This window comes from Sphingomonas sp. Root241 (assembly GCF_001428865.1).
Classification (GTDB): Bacteria; Pseudomonadota; Alphaproteobacteria; order Sphingomonadales; family Sphingomonadaceae; genus Sphingomonas.
In genome coordinates, this window is sequence record NZ_LMIV01000002.1 from 345,088 (window position 1) to 361,659 (window position 16,572).

Annotated in this window: 21 protein-coding genes and 1 pseudogene; 6 read left to right on the forward strand and 16 right to left on the reverse strand. The window is 67.0% G+C overall.

Translation table 11 applies throughout. From position 1 onward, the window contains the following. Positions 1–35: 35 nt before the first annotated feature. Positions 36–224, reverse strand: coding sequence for a hypothetical protein (locus ASE13_RS12265; protein WP_056616069.1), 189 nt, complete (start codon positions 222–224; stop codon positions 36–38). Positions 225–319: 95 nt separating this feature from the next. On the opposite strand from ASE13_RS12265, the gene ASE13_RS12270 reads away from it, so the two are divergent. After that, complete coding sequence (locus ASE13_RS12270; protein ID WP_056617731.1) at positions 320–1,315, forward strand: ligase-associated DNA damage response exonuclease; 996 nt, start codon at positions 320–322, stop codon at positions 1,313–1,315. On the opposite strand, the gene ASE13_RS12275 is transcribed toward ASE13_RS12270, so the two are convergent. The 7 genes from ASE13_RS12275 to ASE13_RS12305 all read right to left on the reverse strand — a co-directional run bounded on the left by ASE13_RS12275 (position 1,312) and on the right by ASE13_RS12305 (position 6,975). Then, the gene (locus tag ASE13_RS12275; RefSeq protein WP_056616071.1) at positions 1,312–1,716 is read right to left on the reverse strand and encodes a hypothetical protein; all 405 of its coding nucleotides are present in this window, start codon (positions 1,714–1,716) and stop codon (positions 1,312–1,314) included. The two genes, ASE13_RS12270 and ASE13_RS12275, sit on opposite strands and share 4 nt — an antisense overlap. A gap of 77 nt (positions 1,717–1,793) precedes the next feature. Continuing rightward, on the reverse strand, positions 1,794–3,308 hold the full coding sequence (gene rpoN / locus ASE13_RS12280) for an RNA polymerase factor sigma-54 (protein WP_056616074.1): 1,515 nt from the start codon (positions 3,306–3,308) through the stop codon (positions 1,794–1,796). Between the two features lie 3 nt (positions 3,309–3,311). Next, positions 3,312–4,088, reverse strand: coding sequence for an LPS export ABC transporter ATP-binding protein (gene lptB, locus ASE13_RS12285; RefSeq protein ID WP_056616077.1), 777 nt, complete (start codon positions 4,086–4,088; stop codon positions 3,312–3,314). 119 nt (positions 4,089–4,207) lie between these two features. After that, positions 4,208–4,759 (reverse strand): LptA/OstA family protein, encoded by a 552-nt coding sequence (locus tag ASE13_RS12290; protein ID WP_056616080.1) that lies wholly within the window; start codon positions 4,757–4,759, stop codon positions 4,208–4,210. Continuing rightward, entirely contained in the window at positions 4,759–5,403 is a 645-nt protein-coding gene (gene lptC / locus ASE13_RS12295) for an LPS export ABC transporter periplasmic protein LptC (protein WP_056617735.1), read from the reverse strand. The genes ASE13_RS12290 and lptC overlap by 1 nt, the downstream gene beginning before the upstream one ends. A 110-nt stretch (positions 5,404–5,513) precedes the next feature. Beyond that, on the reverse strand, positions 5,514–6,134 hold the full coding sequence (locus ASE13_RS12300; protein WP_056616082.1) for a ribonuclease D: 621 nt from the start codon (positions 6,132–6,134) through the stop codon (positions 5,514–5,516). A gap of 31 nt (positions 6,135–6,165) precedes the next feature. Beyond that, entirely contained in the window at positions 6,166–6,975 is an 810-nt protein-coding gene (locus tag ASE13_RS12305; protein ID WP_056616086.1) for a TerC family protein, read from the reverse strand. Between the two features lie 212 nt (positions 6,976–7,187). On the opposite strand from ASE13_RS12305, the gene ASE13_RS20420 reads away from it, so the two are divergent. Further along, positions 7,188–8,006 carry a cold-shock protein gene (locus ASE13_RS20420; protein ID WP_056616088.1) on the forward strand — a complete coding sequence of 273 codons (819 nt, stop codon included), beginning with the start codon at positions 7,188–7,190 and terminating at the stop codon, positions 8,004–8,006. A gap of 64 nt (positions 8,007–8,070) precedes the next feature. Here the strand turns inward: ASE13_RS20420 and ASE13_RS12315 are convergent, their stop codons facing one another. From ASE13_RS12315 to ASE13_RS19870, 4 genes are all read right to left on the reverse strand, one after another. Continuing rightward, entirely contained in the window at positions 8,071–8,931 is an 861-nt protein-coding gene (locus ASE13_RS12315) for an alpha/beta fold hydrolase (protein ID WP_200955701.1), read from the reverse strand. 158 nt (positions 8,932–9,089) lie between these two features. Next, positions 9,090–9,929 (reverse strand): DMT family transporter, encoded by an 840-nt coding sequence (locus tag ASE13_RS12320; RefSeq protein ID WP_235536955.1) that lies wholly within the window; start codon positions 9,927–9,929, stop codon positions 9,090–9,092. Then, a complete protein-coding gene (locus tag ASE13_RS19495; protein ID WP_056616098.1) occupies positions 9,926–10,252 on the reverse strand; it encodes an Lrp/AsnC family transcriptional regulator in 327 nt (108 codons plus the stop codon). Before ASE13_RS19495 ends, ASE13_RS12320 begins: the two co-directional genes overlap by 4 nt. Beyond that, entirely contained in the window at positions 10,249–10,380 is a 132-nt protein-coding gene (locus ASE13_RS19870) for a winged helix-turn-helix transcriptional regulator (protein WP_156404872.1), read from the reverse strand. Before ASE13_RS19870 ends, ASE13_RS19495 begins: the two co-directional genes overlap by 4 nt. A gap of 142 nt (positions 10,381–10,522) precedes the next feature. On the opposite strand from ASE13_RS19870, the gene ASE13_RS12330 reads away from it, so the two are divergent. Further along, positions 10,523–11,827: a S41 family peptidase gene (locus ASE13_RS12330; protein WP_056616101.1), complete on the forward strand. Its 1,305-nt coding sequence runs from the start codon at positions 10,523–10,525 to the stop codon at positions 11,825–11,827. Here ASE13_RS12330 and ASE13_RS12335 read toward each other — a convergent pair. Continuing rightward, positions 11,824–13,419, reverse strand: a complete 1,596-nt coding sequence (locus ASE13_RS12335; RefSeq protein WP_056616104.1) for a cisplatin damage response ATP-dependent DNA ligase — start codon at positions 13,417–13,419, stop codon at positions 11,824–11,826. The genes ASE13_RS12330 and ASE13_RS12335 overlap by 4 nt on opposite strands. Positions 13,420–13,648: 229 nt before the next feature. Between ASE13_RS12335 and ASE13_RS20470 the strand changes: the two are divergent. After that, a pseudogene (locus ASE13_RS20470) lies at positions 13,649–13,798 on the forward strand (phosphohydrolase); the annotation flags it as partial. Positions 13,799–14,012: 214 nt separating this feature from the next. Then, positions 14,013–14,291 carry a hypothetical protein gene (locus ASE13_RS20270; protein ID WP_235536956.1) on the forward strand — a complete coding sequence of 93 codons (279 nt, stop codon included), beginning with the start codon at positions 14,013–14,015 and terminating at the stop codon, positions 14,289–14,291. 18 nt (positions 14,292–14,309) lie between these two features. On the opposite strand, the gene ASE13_RS12345 is transcribed toward ASE13_RS20270, so the two are convergent. Further along, positions 14,310–14,666, reverse strand: coding sequence for a DUF1428 domain-containing protein (locus ASE13_RS12345; protein WP_056616110.1), 357 nt, complete (start codon positions 14,664–14,666; stop codon positions 14,310–14,312). Between the two features lie 156 nt (positions 14,667–14,822). Here ASE13_RS12345 and ASE13_RS12350 point away from each other — a divergent pair, with 156 nt between their 5' ends. Next, complete coding sequence (locus ASE13_RS12350; protein WP_056616112.1) at positions 14,823–15,146, forward strand: hypothetical protein; 324 nt, start codon at positions 14,823–14,825, stop codon at positions 15,144–15,146. Positions 15,147–15,313: 167 nt separating this feature from the next. Here the strand turns inward: ASE13_RS12350 and ASE13_RS12355 are convergent, their stop codons facing one another. Together ASE13_RS12355 and ASE13_RS12360 are read right to left on the reverse strand one after the other, a co-directional pair. Next, positions 15,314–15,811, reverse strand: a complete 498-nt coding sequence (locus ASE13_RS12355) for a Dps family protein (RefSeq protein ID WP_056617738.1) — start codon at positions 15,809–15,811, stop codon at positions 15,314–15,316. A gap of 101 nt (positions 15,812–15,912) precedes the next feature. Next, a complete protein-coding gene (locus ASE13_RS12360) occupies positions 15,913–16,473 on the reverse strand; it encodes a TMEM165/GDT1 family protein (RefSeq protein ID WP_056616115.1) in 561 nt (186 codons plus the stop codon). Positions 16,474–16,572 lie beyond the last annotated feature (99 nt).

A 16,572-nucleotide genomic window follows, 5' to 3' on the forward strand; every position in this document is an offset into this window, starting at 1 on the left:
GAGGTCAGCGGCCCGCACGCATTCTCCCTAGCGGCTCACTGCTCGTCGCGCAGCTTATCCTCGCGATCCTGCTCGTCATAAAGTTTCCGCGTGGCTTCCTCGGTACGCGCGACATCCTTCGGCGAGGAATCGCTGCGGTTGCGGAACATCGCCCAGACGATCGCCAACGCGAGCAGGATCGGCCCGACGATCACCATCACCCCCTGGAGGCTCGAAAGGTCCATGGCACAGCTCCTCGCGTCCGTTGGCCGTGAGAAACGAAGCCGCGCGCGTTTTCGATCCACTGGGAACCGCGGGCGCCGCGAACCATATAGTCGGCATGGCAATCGGCAGCTGGATCACCCCCGAGCCCGCGGGCATCTACATTCCCGCCGCCGATGCGTGGGTCGATCCGTCGCAGCCCGTGCCTCGCGCCCTGATCACGCACGGCCATGCCGATCATGCGCGCGGCGGACATGGTGCGGTATGGACGACGCCCGAGACGCTGGCGATCATGGAATGCCGTTACGGTCCGCAGAACGGCCATCCCATCGGCTATGGCGAATCGCTGCGGATGGGCGATATCGATATCGGCTTCGTCCCCGCCGGCCATGTCCTCGGCTCGGCGCAGATCGTGCTCGAACATGCCGGAGAGCGCGTCGTCGTCTCGGGCGATTACAAAAGGCGCGAGGACCCGACCTGCGCACCCTTTCAGCCGGTGCCGTGCGACATCTTCGTCACCGAGGCGACCTTCGGCCTGCCGGTGTTCCGCCACCCCGAGACGCATGACGAACTCGACAAGTTGCTCACCGCCCTGAGGGCCAATCCCGCGCGCTGCGTGCTGGTCGGCGCCTATGCATTGGGCAAGGCGCAGCGGGTGATCAAGGAATTGCGCGTGATGGGGTTCGACGATCCGATCTACATCCACGGCGCGCTGCAGCGGCTATGCGATCTCTATGTCGAGCAGGGCGTCGATCTCGGCGAACTGCGTCCCGCCACCGGCGTGGCCAAGGCCGAACTGCAGGGACGGATCATTCTCTGCCCGCCAGGCAGCCTCAACGATCGCTGGTCGCGCCGGCTGCCCGATCCGATCACGGCGATGGCGTCGGGCTGGATGCGCGTCCGCCAGCGCGCGCGGCAGCGCAATGTCGAGCTGCCGCTAATCCTGTCCGACCATGCCGATTGGGACGAGCTGACCACCACGATCCGTGAGATCGCGCCGCGCGAGGTCTGGGTGACGCATGGCCGGGAGGATGCGCTGGTCCATTGGTGCCGGCTCCACCAGATCAAGGCGCGCGCGCTGGACCTCTCCGGTTTCGAGGACGAGGACGATTAGCCCGCTGCGCGCAAGGCGCCCGCTATCGATCCGTGGAACAGCCAGGCTTCGGCCTCGGCGACGGTGTCGAAACAGCGCGTGGCCGAACCGCGCCCGCCCAGCGCGCGCTGCAACTGGCTGCGCGCGAGCGTGCGACCGATCACGAAAGCGAGCCGGCGCGAACGATAGTCGGGCGCGCCCAGCATCTGCTGGAATTCGGCGACGCTTTCCTGCGGCTGGATTTTCATGCTCCGCAGGTCGTTGATCGTGAGATGTTCGTTGCGGCCGCAAGTCAGTTTCGCATGCGCCGCCCGCCGCGCCTCGTAGAAATCCCGGATATCCCTGGGCGTGAACAGGCCCGCCATGGCGATCCGCACGAGGTCGCGCTCGGGCTCGACGGTGATGGAAAAAGTCGCGCTCATCCTCTCATTGTAGGAAGAACGCCTCTACGGAGTCTCATGGGGCGGGATCGCGCGACCGAATCGTCCCCAATCGCGGTTCAGCCCACGCCCTCCAGTGCCTTTTGCCGGCGGCGCTGGACCGAGCTGCCGATCCCCATCGCCTCGCGATATTTGGCCACGGTGCGCCGGGCGATGTCGAAGCCCTTCTCGCGCAGCATGTCGACCAAAGTATCGTCGGACAGGATCGCCTTGGGGTCCTCGGCCTGGATCAAGGTCCGGATCGCACTCTTGACCGCTTCCGCCGACACAGCATCGCCGCCGTCCGACGACTGGATCGCGCTGGTGAAGAAATATTTGAGCTCGAAAAGTCCGCGCGCGCAGCTCAGATATTTGTTGCTGGTGACCCGACTGACGGTCGATTCGTGCATCTCGATCACGTCGGCGACCTGGCGCAGGGTCATCGGCTTGAGATGCGCGACGCCCTTCAGGAAGAACGCCTCCTGCTGCTTCACGATCTCGGTCGCGACCTTGATGATCGTGCGCTGACGCTGGTCGAGCGCCTTGACCAGCCAATTGGCGCTGGCGAGCATGTCCGACATCCACGCCTTGCCGGCCTTGTCCTGCTTGCCCGCCGAAACCTCGGCATAATAAGCCCGGTTGACCAATAATCTGGGCAAGGTCGCGGCGTTGATCTCGACGGCCCAGCCCGCGCCCCGCCGCGCGACGAAGATATCGGGTACCACTGCCAGCGTCGGCTCGCCGCCATAGCGGCAGCCGGGCTTGGGATCGTAGTTCCTGAGCTCGCGGATCATGTCCGCCAGATCCTCGTCGTCGACATTGCACAGGCGCTTGAGCCGGGGCAGGTCACCGCGCGCGACGAGCTCGAGATTGTCGATCAGTCGCGCCATGCATGGATCGTAGCGATCGGCCTCCTTCGCCTGCAGTGCGAGGCATTCGGCGAGATTGCGCGCGCCGACTCCGGTCGGGTCGAAGGTCTGGATCGTGGCCAGCACCGCCTCGACGCGGGCCAGCGGCACCCCGAGCCGGCCGGCGATATCGAGCAGCGGGGCGGTGAGATAGCCGGCCTCGTCGATCTGGTCGATGAGATGGGCGGCGATGAACAGATCGGCACCGGCCACGCTCTCGCCGGCCTGCGCCATCAGATGGTCGGCGAGGCTCAGCTCGGACGCGCCGAAATTGTCGAAGTCCGGCCCGTCCTCCGATCCGCCGCCGCCCGCGCCGCTCATCCCGAGGCTGCCGTCGAGCCCTCCGATCGAATCGGCCGCGCTGTCGTGGTGGAAGGTCTCCGCGGCGAAATCGACGTCGAGCGATGCCTCGCCCGCCGCTTCCCCGCCGCCCGCCAGCAATTCGCTCGCATCCGCGGGACCGTCGCGCACCGTCTCGAAGTCGCCCTCCGGCTCGGACTGCGCGATATCGGGCGCTTCGTCGCCGCCCGCCTGCGCGTCGAGCAGCGGGTTCTTCTCCAGCTCCTCCGCGATGAAGGTCTCGATCTCGAGGTTCGACAGCGCCAGCAGCTTGATCGCCTGCTGGAGCTGCGGCGTCATTACCAGCGATTGCGACTGCCGCAGGTCGAGGCGAGGCGCCAGACTCATAGCCTACAGCTCGAAGCTCTCGCCGAGGTACAGCCGCCGGACATTCTCGTCGCGGACGAGCTCCTCGGGCGAGCCGGCGAAGAGCACGCGGCCGTCATAGATGATGTAGCCGCGGTCGACGATGTCGAGCGTCTCGCGGACATTGTGATCGGTGATCAGCACGCCGATCCCGCGATTCTTGAGCTGGATCACGAGATCGCGAATGTCCGAGATCGAGATCGGATCGATGCCGGCAAATGGCTCGTCGAGCAGGATGATCGTCGGATCGGCGGCGAGCGCGCGGGCGATCTCGGCGCGGCGCCGCTCGCCGCCCGACAATGCCATCGCCGGCGCGCTGCGCAGCCGGGTGAGGCCGAACTCGTCGAGAAGCTGGTCCAGCCGGCGTTCGCGCGCGGCCTTGTCGGGCTCGGCGAGCTCGAGCACGGCGAGGATGTTGTTCTCGACCGTCATGCCGCGGAAGATCGAGGTCTCCTGCGGCAGATAGCCGAGGCCCAGGATCGCGCGGCGATACATGGGGAGCTTGGTGATATCCTCGCCGTCGAGCATGATCCGGCCCGAATCGGGCTTCACCAGCCCCATCACCGAATAGAAGCACGTCGTCTTGCCCGCGCCGTTCGGGCCGAGCAGCCCGACCACTTCGCCGCGCCCCACCGAGACCGAGACGTCGGTGAGCACCACGCGCTTGTCGTACGACTTGGCGATCGAGACCACCGCGAGCCCCTTGTCCGGCAAAGGCGCCGGATCGGCTACGGGATGCTCGAGCATGGCGACGTCGTTCATCTGGGCTTCCTGCGCGATCGTTCATTCACCGCCGCATATCGATGCGGTTTGGCAGGATTCCTGCATGAGATTGCCATGGATGAAAAGCGAAACTGCGGCAGCCCGTGGAAAAAGGCGGGTTACTGCCCTTCGCGCTTCGGCACCGAGAATCGACCGGTGACGCGGCCGCCCGAGTTCTGCACCCCCGGCTCGCCCGGCGTGGTGCCGCCGCGCACGCCCGAACCGTCGATCGTCGCGCGGCCGGTATCGAGATCGATCGACAGGCGCCCGCCCGAGACATTGTTCGCGCCCTGGCGCAGCGTCACGCCGCCCACCATCGTGATCACCCGGCGGTTGAGATCGTACACCGCATATTGCGAGCGCGCAGTCTGATCGGGCCGCGCCACCGTGACGCCGCCCGACGCATCGAGTCGCGAGACCTGTGGCGAGCCATTGGTGATCTGCCCGGTATAGGCCACCGTCATCCGTGCCGCGGTCAGCGTCATCTCGGCCTGGGTGATCTTCACATTGCCGGTCAGCAGCACGCGATTGGCGCGGTCCTGCAGTTCGATCCGGTCCGATGCGAAGTCGATCGGCGCGGATGAATTGTGGCGCGTTTGCGCGAAAGCGGGCGCGGCGGCGGCCAGCGCCAGCGCGAGTCCGATCGGAAGCGGGGCGATACGACGGATCATCAACGCCTATTTGCGCGGCTGGGGACGATCCGCAAGCGCGCATTGCCTTCGAGCGAGACGGTGCGGCTGTCGAGATCGGCAGTCAACTTGTTCGCGCTGAACACGCCGGTGGGGGTATTGCCGGTCACTGCGCCCCCGCTTTCCATCCGCCGCGCCTTGAGATCGACGGTTGCGTCATGCGTGTTGAGGACATAGCCGTCCGAGGTCTGGAACTTGAGCGGACCATTCACCGCGACCTTCTGGTTGGTCATGTCATACTGGCCGCGTTCCGCCCGCAGCGAGGCGGGACCGGTGTCGAGCCGGATCTCGGCGGAGAGGTCGTTGAGCTTCACGATCGGCTCGAACGAACTGCGCTGCACCGCGGATCCGGCATGGAGATGAAAAGGGCGCCCCTTGTCGTCGGCGCCGCGATATTCGGCGGCGTCGATGCGCAGGCGTTCGGGCGAGACGTCGACCTTGTTCTTGTCGAGCACGAAGCTGACATCGCCGCCCATCAGCAGTGGCGCGACCACGAGAAACGCGCCGAGCACGCCGATCCCCAGAGGCAGCACGATCAGCCCGAGTCGCACGACGCGATCGTGGCTGCTGCCGGGATGCGCCCAGCCACGCTTCTGCGAACGGAGGCGCGCGGCGACTTCAGACATGGAGGCGCCTTTGAGGCCGACGGTGCCGGCCCGCTCCCCCACCCGGCCTCCCAGCGCCAGCATCCTGTGGGAGGCCGGGTGGGGGAGCGGGCCGGTGCGGCATCGTGGAATCAAATATGCGCAAAGATATCGACCTCGGGCCAGCCGGCGAGATCCAGCTCCGCCCGCCAAGGAAGGAAGTCGAAAGCGGCCTGGGCGAGCGGCATGCGGCCTTCACGCTCGAGACGCTTGTCGAGTTCCAATTTCATCGCATGCAGATAGCGCACGTCCGACGCGGCATATTCCTTCTGCGGCTCGGAAAGTTCGGGCCCGCCCCAGTCCGAGGATTGCTGCTGCTTCGAGATTTCCTGTCCCAGCAGCTCGCGGACCAGGTCCTTGAGGCCATGCCTGTCGGTATAGGTGCGCACCAGCCGCGACGCGATCTTGGTGCAATAGACCGGCGCGGCGGTGACGCCGAGATAGAAGCGAATCGCCGCGAGATCGAACCGCGCGAAATGATAGAGCTTGAGTCGTTCGGGATCGGCGAGCAGTGCCCGGAGGTTCGGCGCGTCATAGGAAGAGCGCGGGCCGAAGCGGACGAGGTGCTCGTCGCCGCCGCCGTCTGACAGCTGCACGACGCACAGCCGGTCGCGCGGCGTGATCAGCCCCATCGTCTCGGTATCGACGGCGATCGACGCGCCGGGAGCGAACACGCCTTCCGGCAGGTCTTCTTCATGAAAATGCACGGTCATGGCAGCCGCCTAGACTTGTTCGCCGCGCGCCTCAATGGGCTGAAGGCGGCTCGTTTCGCGCCGCCTTCCTGTCCTTGGCGCGCCGCGACCAGATGTTGAGCCCCTCGACCGCGGCCGAGAAGGCCATCGCCGTATAGATATAGCCCTTGGGTACATGCGCGCCGAACGCCTCGGCGATCAGCACCATGCCGATCATCAGCAGGAAGCCCAAAGCGAGCATCACCACCGTCGGATTGCGGTTGATGAAGTTGGCGAGCGGATCGGCGGCGAACAGCATCACCGTCACGGCGACGACGACAGCGACGTACATGATCTCGACATGCTCGGTCATGCCCACCGCGGTGAGTATCGAATCGATCGAGAAGACGATGTCGAGCAGCAGGATCTGGACGATCGCGGCCGCGAAGGTCATCGACGCCAGCTTCTTCTTGTCGAGCAGGTCGCCGGTGTCGTGCTCGTCCGAATCGACCGAATGGTGGATCTCCGTCGTCGCCTTCCACATCAGGAACAGCCCACCCGCCAGCAGGATCAGGTCGCGCCACGAGAACTGGGTCTCGAAGGCAGGTTCGCCGTGCGAGAGCGGCCCGACGATGCCGAGGTCGAACACCGGCGCGGTGAGCCCGACGATCCACGCGATCATCGTCAGCAGCGCCAGCCGCATCACCAGCGCCAGGCTGATGCCGATTCGCCGCGCCTTGCGCCGCTGCTCCTCGGGCAATTTGTTCGACAGGATCGAGATGAAGATGAGGTTGTCGATGCCCAGCACCACTTCCATCACGATCAGCGTGACGAGCGCGGCCCAGGCGGCCGGACTGGCGAGCAGTTCGAGGATGTTCTCCATATCCCGCAAGCTGTGCCGTGCGGCGAGGCGTGGCGCAAGCGCCGCCGACTCCAGGAATCTGCCCTAATCAAGACGATTTTCGTTCGCGCTCTGTCCGATTTTGGGCTATGACCGATTCCGTGGCGCTGTTTTTTGTGCCCGGACACCTGCGTTTTTCGTCCGACGCTTGGGTTTTGATTGGAGTAAGGGCGAACCGGGAAGACGAACAGGGCATGAGTTTTGATCGAGGGCGCCGTGGTGATCGCGGCGGGCGCGGCAGAGACAAGCGCGACGGTTTTGGCGACGAAGGTGGCGGCGGTTTCGGCGGCGGTAGCAGCTTCGGCGGCGACCGCGGCGGCTTCGGCGGCGGTAGCAGCTTCGGTGGTGATCGCGGCGGCTTCGGCGGCGGTGGTGGCGGCTTCGGCGGCGGCGGTGGCGGTGGCTATCGCGGCGGTGGTGGCGGCGGCTTCGGCGGCGGCGGCGGTGGTTTCCGCGGCGGTGGCGGCGGCGGTGGCGGCGGAATGCCCCCCCAGGTCGTCGGCGAGGCGACGGGTGTCGTAAAATTCTTCAACGCACAAAAGGGCTTCGGCTTCGTCGTCCGCGATGACGGCGGCGAGGACGTGTTCGTGCACATCTCGGCAGTCGAGCAGGCCGGCCTGACCGGTCTTGCGGAAGGCCAGCCGATGGGCTTCACGCTCGTCGATCGCGGCGGCCGCATCTCGGCGACCGATCTCAAGATCGAAGGCGAGCCGATGCCGGTGACCGATTCGGGTCCCCCGCGCGATCGCGACGGTCCGCGCGCCGGCGGTGCCGGTGGCCCGCAGCGTCAGCTGACCGGCGAGAAGGCGACCGGAACGGTCAAGTTCTTCAACGCGATGAAGGGCTTCGGCTTCATTCAGCGCGATGACGGCCAGCCCGACGCCTTCGTCCATATCAGCGCCGTCGAGCGCGCCGGCATGCCGACGCTCAACGAAGGCGACCGGCTCGAATTCGAGCTCGAGGTCGACCGCCGCGGCAAGTATGCGGCAGTCAACCTGACGCCGGGCAGCTGAGCTTTAGCTGACAGACAAACGAAAGGGCCGGAGGGAAACCTCCGGCCCTTTTGCTTTCGGGAGCTCAACCGGGCCGCGGGTCCGCGTCGCGTTCGGTGCGCTTCTGGCGGCAGCCCTCGCTCTCCAGAAAGGCGCGGATGAGCCTGGCGGTGGTTGCCGGATCCTCTTCGGGGAAGAAGTGGCCCCCTGATACCGATTGGCCCTGCACATCGTCGGCCCAGCGCCGCCACAAGCCCAGGGGCCCGCCCGCATCGTCATACCAGCGCGCGAGCCCTCCTCGATCGCTCCAGAGCGCCAATAGCGGACAAATAATGCGACGGTTCGCGTCGAGATCGGCACGATCGATTTCCCGGTCTATGCCGGCGGCGGCCCGATATTCCTCACAGATGGCATGGACGCGGGCGGGATCGCGCAATGCGTCGATATATGCTTCGCGAAGCCAGGTGAGAAAGGCGTCCGGCGAGGATCCCCATTCGGCGATCGCATTGTCGACCACGGCATCGGGCGCCGCCGCCATGAGGCGCTCCGGGAGCGGCGCCGGCTGTGCGAGCAGCGAGAACGGCCAGTAAGCGAGCGCGAGCCGGGCGTCGGCGCGGTCCCAAACGTCATAGGTCGGGACCATGTCGAGCACCACGACATGCGATATGCGTGCGGGGTGATCGAGCGCCGCCCGATATGCGACGCGGCCCCCGCGGTCATGCCCGACGATTGCGAAGCGTTCGTATCCGGCGATCCCCATCGCATCGGTCAGCGTCGCAGCCATTTCGCGTTTCGACATGGAAGCGTGATGGTCGCTGTCCCGAGGGCAGCTGCTGCGCCCGTATCCCGGCAGGTCGGCGACGACCAATGTGAACGCGCCGGCGAGCAGCGGAGCGACCCGGTGCCACATCAAACCGGTCTCGGGAAAGCCATGCAGCAGAAGCACGGGCGGCCCGGCGCCACCCCGGCGGAGGAAGACCGACCCTCGACTCGAATCGATCGAGAGGGATTCAAATCCGGGGAAAGCGTCTTCCTCCCGCGCCATCGATCAAAAACAACGCGAGCAGGTTGGAAGTTCATTCCGCCTGGATAGCCGCCCAGTCATCACCGCGTCAGGATCAGCACCGCCCCGGATAGGATCCCCGCCACGCCCAACGCCCGCCCCGCAGTCACCCGCTCCTTGAGCACGAACGTGGCGATCAGTAGCGCGGTCACCATGCCCGTCTCGCGCAGTGCCGCGAGCGGCGCGGTCGGCCCCAGCGCGAAGGCGCTGAGCGCAAGGCCATAGGTCAGGATCGACAGTGCACCGGCGGCGACGCCCGGGCGCCATTGCCGGCGCGCCGCGATGAAGATCGTTCCGCGCGAAATCACCGCGAACATAGCCACGGTCAGGCTGCCCATCAGCACGAACATCCACACGATGAAGCTGATCGGCGTCGGCGCCGCGCGCACCCCGTTGGCATCGATCACGGTGTAGCCGGCGATCGTCACGCCGGTGAGCAACGCCCAGCCCAGCCCGGCACGGCTGATGTGCCGGCCGCCGATCATCACGAACATCGCGGCACCGATGAGCGCGATACCGGCCTCGCGCGCACCGACGGCCTCGCCGAACACGCCGATCGCGAGCGCGGCCGTCACCAGCGGTGCCGTTCCGCGCAGGATCGGATAGGCCGCCGAGAAGTCGCTCGTCTCGAGCGCGCGGACCAAGGCGTAGAGATAGGCGCAGTGGAGCAAGGCGGTCGCCGCCAGCCAACCCCAGGCGCCCGCGGGCAAGGGCACGAACAACGTCGCCGGCAGCAGCAGCAGCGCGCTCGATCCGTCGATCGTCGCGCGCCCGGCCATCTTGTCCTTGCCGCCTTTGAGGATCGCATTGACCACTGCGTGGATCGATCCCGAGGCGATCATCATCGCAGGGGCGAGCCAGGCCGCGCCACCGGCGTTCACGCCTCCACGTCCAGCGGCAGCGCCGTGCTGAACTTCCGCCGTCGCTTGACGAAGCTGGTTTCGTAGCGCCGCACCACCGGATCGGCGCCCAGCATGGTATCGACGAAGTCGTTGAACGCGTCCATGTCGCGGACCGTCACCAGCAGCATCAGGTCGAAGGTGCCCGAGATTTCGAGATAGAGCTGGACGTGCGGGCTGGCGACGAGCCGCCGCCGCAGCGCCTCGACCGCGGCGAGCGCGTGCCGGTCCATCTGCACCTGCACCACCGCCGACAGGAACGGCCCCACCTGCTCGGACAGCACCGACACGTCCTCCGCGATCACGCCGCTCTCGCGCAATCGCCGTACCCGTAAGCCGATAGCCGCTCCGCCAGTTCGTCCGCGGTCAGCAATGCGTCGCGCTGAAGCAGGTCGAGGATGCGCAGGTCGAGCGTATCGCGCGTTGCGCCCATATCCGGCGATCCTCCCGCTTCGCGTGCCAGAATTGTGCACACGTGCACCCAACATTGCCTCCGCAATAGCGGCAACGCCAGCGCAGAGTATCGGCAGGGGCGTCAGCCGGGGCGTAACCGGCGCGCAATGGGAGGATGTACGATGCGTATCCAATTGTTGGCCGGCGCGCTCGCCGCCGCTTCGCTGGCCGTCCCCGCGGTTCCGCTGGCCGCGCAGGCGCAGGCCGCGAAGTTCGATTCGCGTGCGGTGATCGAGGCGGTGCGCAAGGCGCTGCGCGAGAATTACGTCATCAAGGAGCGCCGCCCCGCGCTCGACGCCGCCCTGGCGAAAGGGCTGGCGAGCGGTCGCTACGCGGTGGCCGATCCGCAGGAATTGTCGAAGCGCATCAACGACGATCTCGCCGCGGTCGCGCATGACAAGCATCTCGGCATCAGCTTCGATCCGCGCGTCGCCGCCGAGCTCGCCGCAGGGCGGCAGGGCGACGAAGTGGCCGATTCGGCGTTCTGGCGCGCGCTGGCGCGTCGCAACAATCACGGCGTCAGCGAACTCAAGATGCTGCCGGGCAATATCCGCATGCTCCGCTATGACGGCTTCATGTGGACCGGCGACGAGAGCCGCGCGGCGCTCGACAACGCCGTGGCGTTCCTGCGCGGCGGTGACGCGATCATCATCGACATTCGCGGCAATGGCGGCGGCAGCCCCGAGGCGGTTCGGCGGCTGGCGAGCTATTTCGTCCCGCCGGGCGCCAAGTTGGTCACCTTCCACATGCGCGACGAGAAGCCCACCGTGTCCGTCGCCGAAACCGAAGTCCCGGGCGGCCGCATCACCGGCGTGCCGGTCTATGTGCTCACCAGTGGCGGCTCGGCCTCGGCCGCCGAGGAATTCGCGTCGCACGTCAAGGGCTTCGGCTTCGGCACGCTGGTCGGCGAGACCACGGCGGGGGCGGGATATCGCAACGACATCTTCGCCATTCCCGGCGGCTTCGCGCTCAGCGTCTCGGTCGGCCGGCCCGAGCTACCCGACGGCAGCGACTGGGAAGCGAAGGGAGTCGCGCCCAAGCTGGCGGTAGCGCAAGACCTCGCGCTCGATCGTGCGCAGCAGGACGCACTGGCTCGTCTCGCCGCCAAGGCGCAGGGTCCCGAGAAGACCGAGCTCGAATGGAGCGCCGCGCTCGTGGCCGTGCGCATGACTCCGGCCACCCCCGCGCAGCCGCTAGACGCCTATGCCGGCCGCTACGGACAGCGCATGGTGAAGGTCGAGGGCGGCGGCCTGGTGTATCAGCGCGAAGGCGGCCCCAAGACCGCGCTGGTGCCGCTCGGCGCCGATCTCTTCGCGCTCGAATTCGATCCGCGCAGCCGCATCCGCTTCGCCCATGCCAACGGCACGGTCACCGGCTTCGTCATCGAACGCGTCGACGGGAGCAGGATCGAAGTACCGAGAACCTAGGTCGCCAGCCGCCGTAGCCCCTCGATTGTATCCGCCTCGCTTGCCGGCTTGTCGTTGCGGATACGGCTGATCCGCGGGAAGCGCATCGCCAGCCCCGATTTGTGGCGCTTCGATTCGTGGATCGAATCGAACGCCACTTCGAGCACCAGCGACTTGTCGGTCTCGCGCACCGGGCCGAAGCGATTGACCGTATGGTTGCGCACATGGTGATCGAGCCATTTGAGCTCTTCGTCGGTGAAGCCGAAATAGGCCTTGCCGACCGGGAGCAGCTCGCCCTCCTGCGTCCATGCGCCGAACGTATAGTCCGAATAGAAGGACGATCGCTTGCCGCTGCCCCGCTGCGCATACATCAGCACGCAATCGGCGATCAGCGGATCGCGCTTCCATTTGTACCAGAGCCCCGCGCGCCGCCCGCCGACATAGGGCGAATCGCGGCGCTTGAGCATCACGCCCTCGATCGCCGCATCGCGCGCGCCGGCGCGCACCTCCTCCAGCGCGGCGAAGTCCTTCGCCTCGATCACCGCCGAGACGTCGAACCGCTCGGGATCGAGCCGCGCGGCGAACGCCTTCAGCCGCACCCGCCGCTCCGTCCAGGGCAAAGCGCGCAAGTCCTCGGGCCCGTCGAACAGGATGTCGTACAGCCGCACGAAAGCGGGATATTCGGCGAGCGTCTTCGCCGACACGATCTTCCGCCCCAGCCGTTGCTGGAGCGCATTGAAGCTCCCCGCGCCGCCCCCATTCTCTATGGCGCCACCCTGCGCATTGCCCTTCACCAGCAATTCGCCGTCGAGCACGCCCGGCGTCCCGAACGCCCGCGCCACCTCGGGGAAACTGTGGGTGATGTCGTCGCCCGCCCGGCTGTAGAGCCGCGTCTCGCCCGCGACATGGACGATCTGGACGCGGATGCCGTCCCATTTCCACTCGGCGGCATACTCGTCGAGGCTGACCTGGTTCTCCTCCAGCGGATGCGCGAGCATGAACGGCCGGAACACCGGCACATTCTCCGGGGTCGGCTGGGTCCCGCGCCCCTCCGCCCAGTCGAACAACGGAGCGTAAGGCGGCACCAGCCCGTGCCAGACCTCCTCGACTGCATCCACATCGAGCCCGAACGCCTGTGCCAGCGCGGTCTTGGCCAGCCGCGCCGAAACGCCGACGCGCAGCGCGCCCATGGCGAGCTTGAGCAATGCGAACCGCTCGTCGGCGTCGAGCCGGTCGAGCATCGACGCCAGCGCCGCGGGCGCATCGGACTTGGAAATCGTGCCGAGCACATGGACGACTTCGGAAAGCGTCAGCGGGGCGCCGGCCTTGGGCGGCACTTCGGGCTCGGGCCAGAGCAAGGCGATCGTCTCGGCCGAATCGCCGACAAAGTCGCGGCTCAGCGCGAACAGCACCGGATCGACGCGCTCCTCGACCAGCGCCCGCACCAGCGCCGGCTTGACCGCCGGCAGATCGAGGCTGCCGGTGAGCGCCGCCATCGCCCAGCCGCGATCGGGGTCGGGCGTGTTCGCCAGATAATCGCCGATCAGCCGCAATTTGGCGTTGCGCGAGCGCGTGTAGATCAGGGCATCGAGCAGATCGGCGAAGGCGCGCATCCTCGCTAAATGGTTTCGGAAGCGGTTTTGTGCCAGATCCGTGCGCATGTGGCTGCTTGCGCTCGGGGCGCTCCTTCTCGTGCTGTTCGCTTTCCTCGGCTGGGGCTACGCCAACACCATACGCGATCCGGTGATGCGCACCGCCAGCTTCGGCTATTCCGATTGGCCGGCGAGCGCCCGCCCGATTCGCGTCGCGCTGATCACCGATCCGCATCTCCAGGGGCCCGATATGCCGCCCGAGCGAATCGCGCGGATCGCTGCGCAGGTCGCCCTGCAGAAGCCCGACCTCATTCTCCTCGCAGGCGATTTCGTCGGCGATCGCGCGCTCGGCACCGTATCTATAGCGACGCCGAGATCGCCGCGGCCTTGCCATTTCCGCGCGCCGCTCGGCACTTGGGCAGTGCTCGGCAATCACGATCACTGGCGCGACGGGCCGTCGATGCGACGCGCGCTGGAAGCGGTGGGCATCCCGGTGCTCGACAATCGCGGTCCGCGTCGCCCCGATCACGCTGGCGGGAGCCGGCGATCAGCATACCGGGAATGCCGACGTCCCCGCTTTGTCGCGTGCCGCCGCGCGATTGCCCGGCCCGATTTTGCTCTTCGCGCACAGCCCCGATGTCGTGCCGCGTCTGCCGCCGCGCTTCGGACTGGTTCTCGCCGGACACACCCGTTGCGGGCAGATCGTGCTGCCGCTGGTCGGCCCGGTCGCCAGTTCCTCCAACTATGGCGAGCGCTATCGTTGCGGCGTCATCCGCGAGCCGGGACGGATCACATTGGTCGCGGCTGGGCTTGGCGCCAGCGTGCTCCCGCTGCGCTACGGCGCGGTGCCAGACTGGTGGATGGTCACACTCGGCCCTGCTCCCGGGCGGTAGCCACGAATCGCCGGGCGGTCAGCCCCTGCCCATCGTGACGATCGGCTCGAAGCAGCCGAGGATCAGCCGCCGGGCATCGAAGGGCGGATCGCCGGCGCTGTCCATCCGCGGATCCTCGTGCATCCTGGCCTCGGCGGCTTCGAAGAACGCCTTGTCCGGCCAGATCTGCCAGCTGAAGACGATCTTCTCGCCCGCTTGCGCCGCGACGGCACGGCGAAAGTCGGTCTGCTTCCCCTCCGGCACGAAATCCTCCCAGCTTTCGACGATTTCGATACAGCCATATTCCTTGAAGAAGGCGGCGCCGTTCTCGGCCCATCGGCGATAGGCTTCGAGGTGTTCCGCAGGCACCGGGATCACGAGGCCGCAGACATACATGACGCACGTCCTTCCGCTGGTTCTTCGAGGGCCAGACTGCCACAGGCCGCGGCAATGTCGAGTCGCTCAGGCGCTGCAATGGCGCTGCCACGAAGTTGCGGTTAAGCTTGCTCCGCCGAGCAGCATGCCCGGCCTTGGGAAGAGGGTTCCGCACCTATGAAGCTTATCGTTCCGGCCGCCGCCGCGCTCGCATTCCTCGCGCCCGGCGCCTTCGCCCAGACCGCGCCTGCCGCTGCTCCTGCTCCCGCCGCAGCCCCTGCCGCCACGGCGAAGTTCAGCCTCGACACCCCGATCGAGGCGCTCGTCGCCGACGCCAAGGCCAAGGCGGTGCTCGACGCCGATCTGCCCGGCGTGACCACCCATCCGTCCTACGACATGTTCAAGGGCATGAGCCTGCGCGCGGTCCAGCCGATGTCCGACGGCAAGCTCACCGACGAGATGCTCAAGAAGGTCGAAACCGACCTCGCCGCGATCAAGTAACGCGCCGGAGAGGCGGCTCCCTCCTCGTTCGTGCTGAGCCTGTCGAAGCACCGCCGCAAGCGACAGCCTGTGGGCTCGGCGCCCTTCGACAGGCTCAGGGCGAACGGTGACAAACAAAAGGGCCGGGGATCGCTTCCCGGCCCTTTTGCTATCTCGGATCGCGAAGCTCAGCCCTTGCGGCTGGCCTCGAACAGGAACCAGGCGCGTTCCTCGGCCTGATCGGTCCATTCGTCCACGATGCCCGAGGTGGCGTTGTCGCCGGCATCCTCGGCGGCCTGCTTCACCGCGCGGAAGCTCTCGACCAGCTTGAGATTGTCGTCGCGCAGCTCGGCGAGCATGTCGCCGGGCGCCACGAACTCCTGGTCATTGTCCTTGATCGTCTGGCGGCGCGCGATGTCGCCGATCGAGCGGAGGGTGACGTTGCCGGTCTTGCGCACGCGCTCGGCGATCGCGTCGGTCACGCCGTAAACCTGCGCCGCTTGGTCGTCGAGCAGCAGGTGATAGTCGCGGAAATGCGGGCCCGAGACGTGCCAGTGGAAATTCTTGGTCTTGAAATAGAGCGCGAAGCAATCGGCCAACGCGCTGTTCAATGCGTCCGCCACGCTCTTCGTGTCGTTGCGATTGAGGTCCGTGGGCGTCTGAAGCGCCGCCTTTGTATCTGCCATCATGTCCTCCGAAAACGATACGTGAGCCCAACGATGGGCATATAGGATCGGCTCCACGCGCTGCCACGGCTATTTTCGATGAGAAAGATCGCCGCCGCCGATCAGCCGAGCAGGTCCAGCGCATTGAGGGCGATCACCACCCCGGCGACGAGGAAGATCGCAGCCGCGCCGAGACGGAGCCAGCGCAGCGGCAGCGCGGTCCAGCGCGCCTCGCCGAGCAAAGCCGCGGCCACCGCCACCACCAATGCCCCCAGTGTCGATCCGGCGCCGGCGAACCACGGCATGCCGGAAGCGGCCAGCGCGAAGGTGAAGAATTGCGTCTGCTCGCCCAAAGCGAGCACGAACAAGCCCGCCAGCGGCGTGAGGAACGGCCCGAAATGCCAGCGCTCGAGCCGGCTGGGCAGCGCCGTCCGCCACAGCCCAGTCACGCCCCCCGCCACCAATGCGACCGCGAGCAGCAGCGACCGCGCCTCAGGCGTGAGCGTCAGTGCCCCGCCCGCCAATGCGGCGACCACGCTGCCGATCCCGTGCGCCAATCCCGCGGCGAGCGCCACCAGCAACGGCCGGCGAAACCGGTCGGCGAGGATCGCCGTGAGCAACGCCGGCCGGTCGCCGGGCTGTGCCAGCAGTGCCAGCACAAAGGCGGGAACGAGCGCTTCCATCCACGCCTTATCGCCGCATCGCCCCGGCCTCGACAATCGAAATGCCAAGGGCGCTGGCAGGCGCGGCGGCAGGCGCGTAAGCATCGCCCATCGCACGGT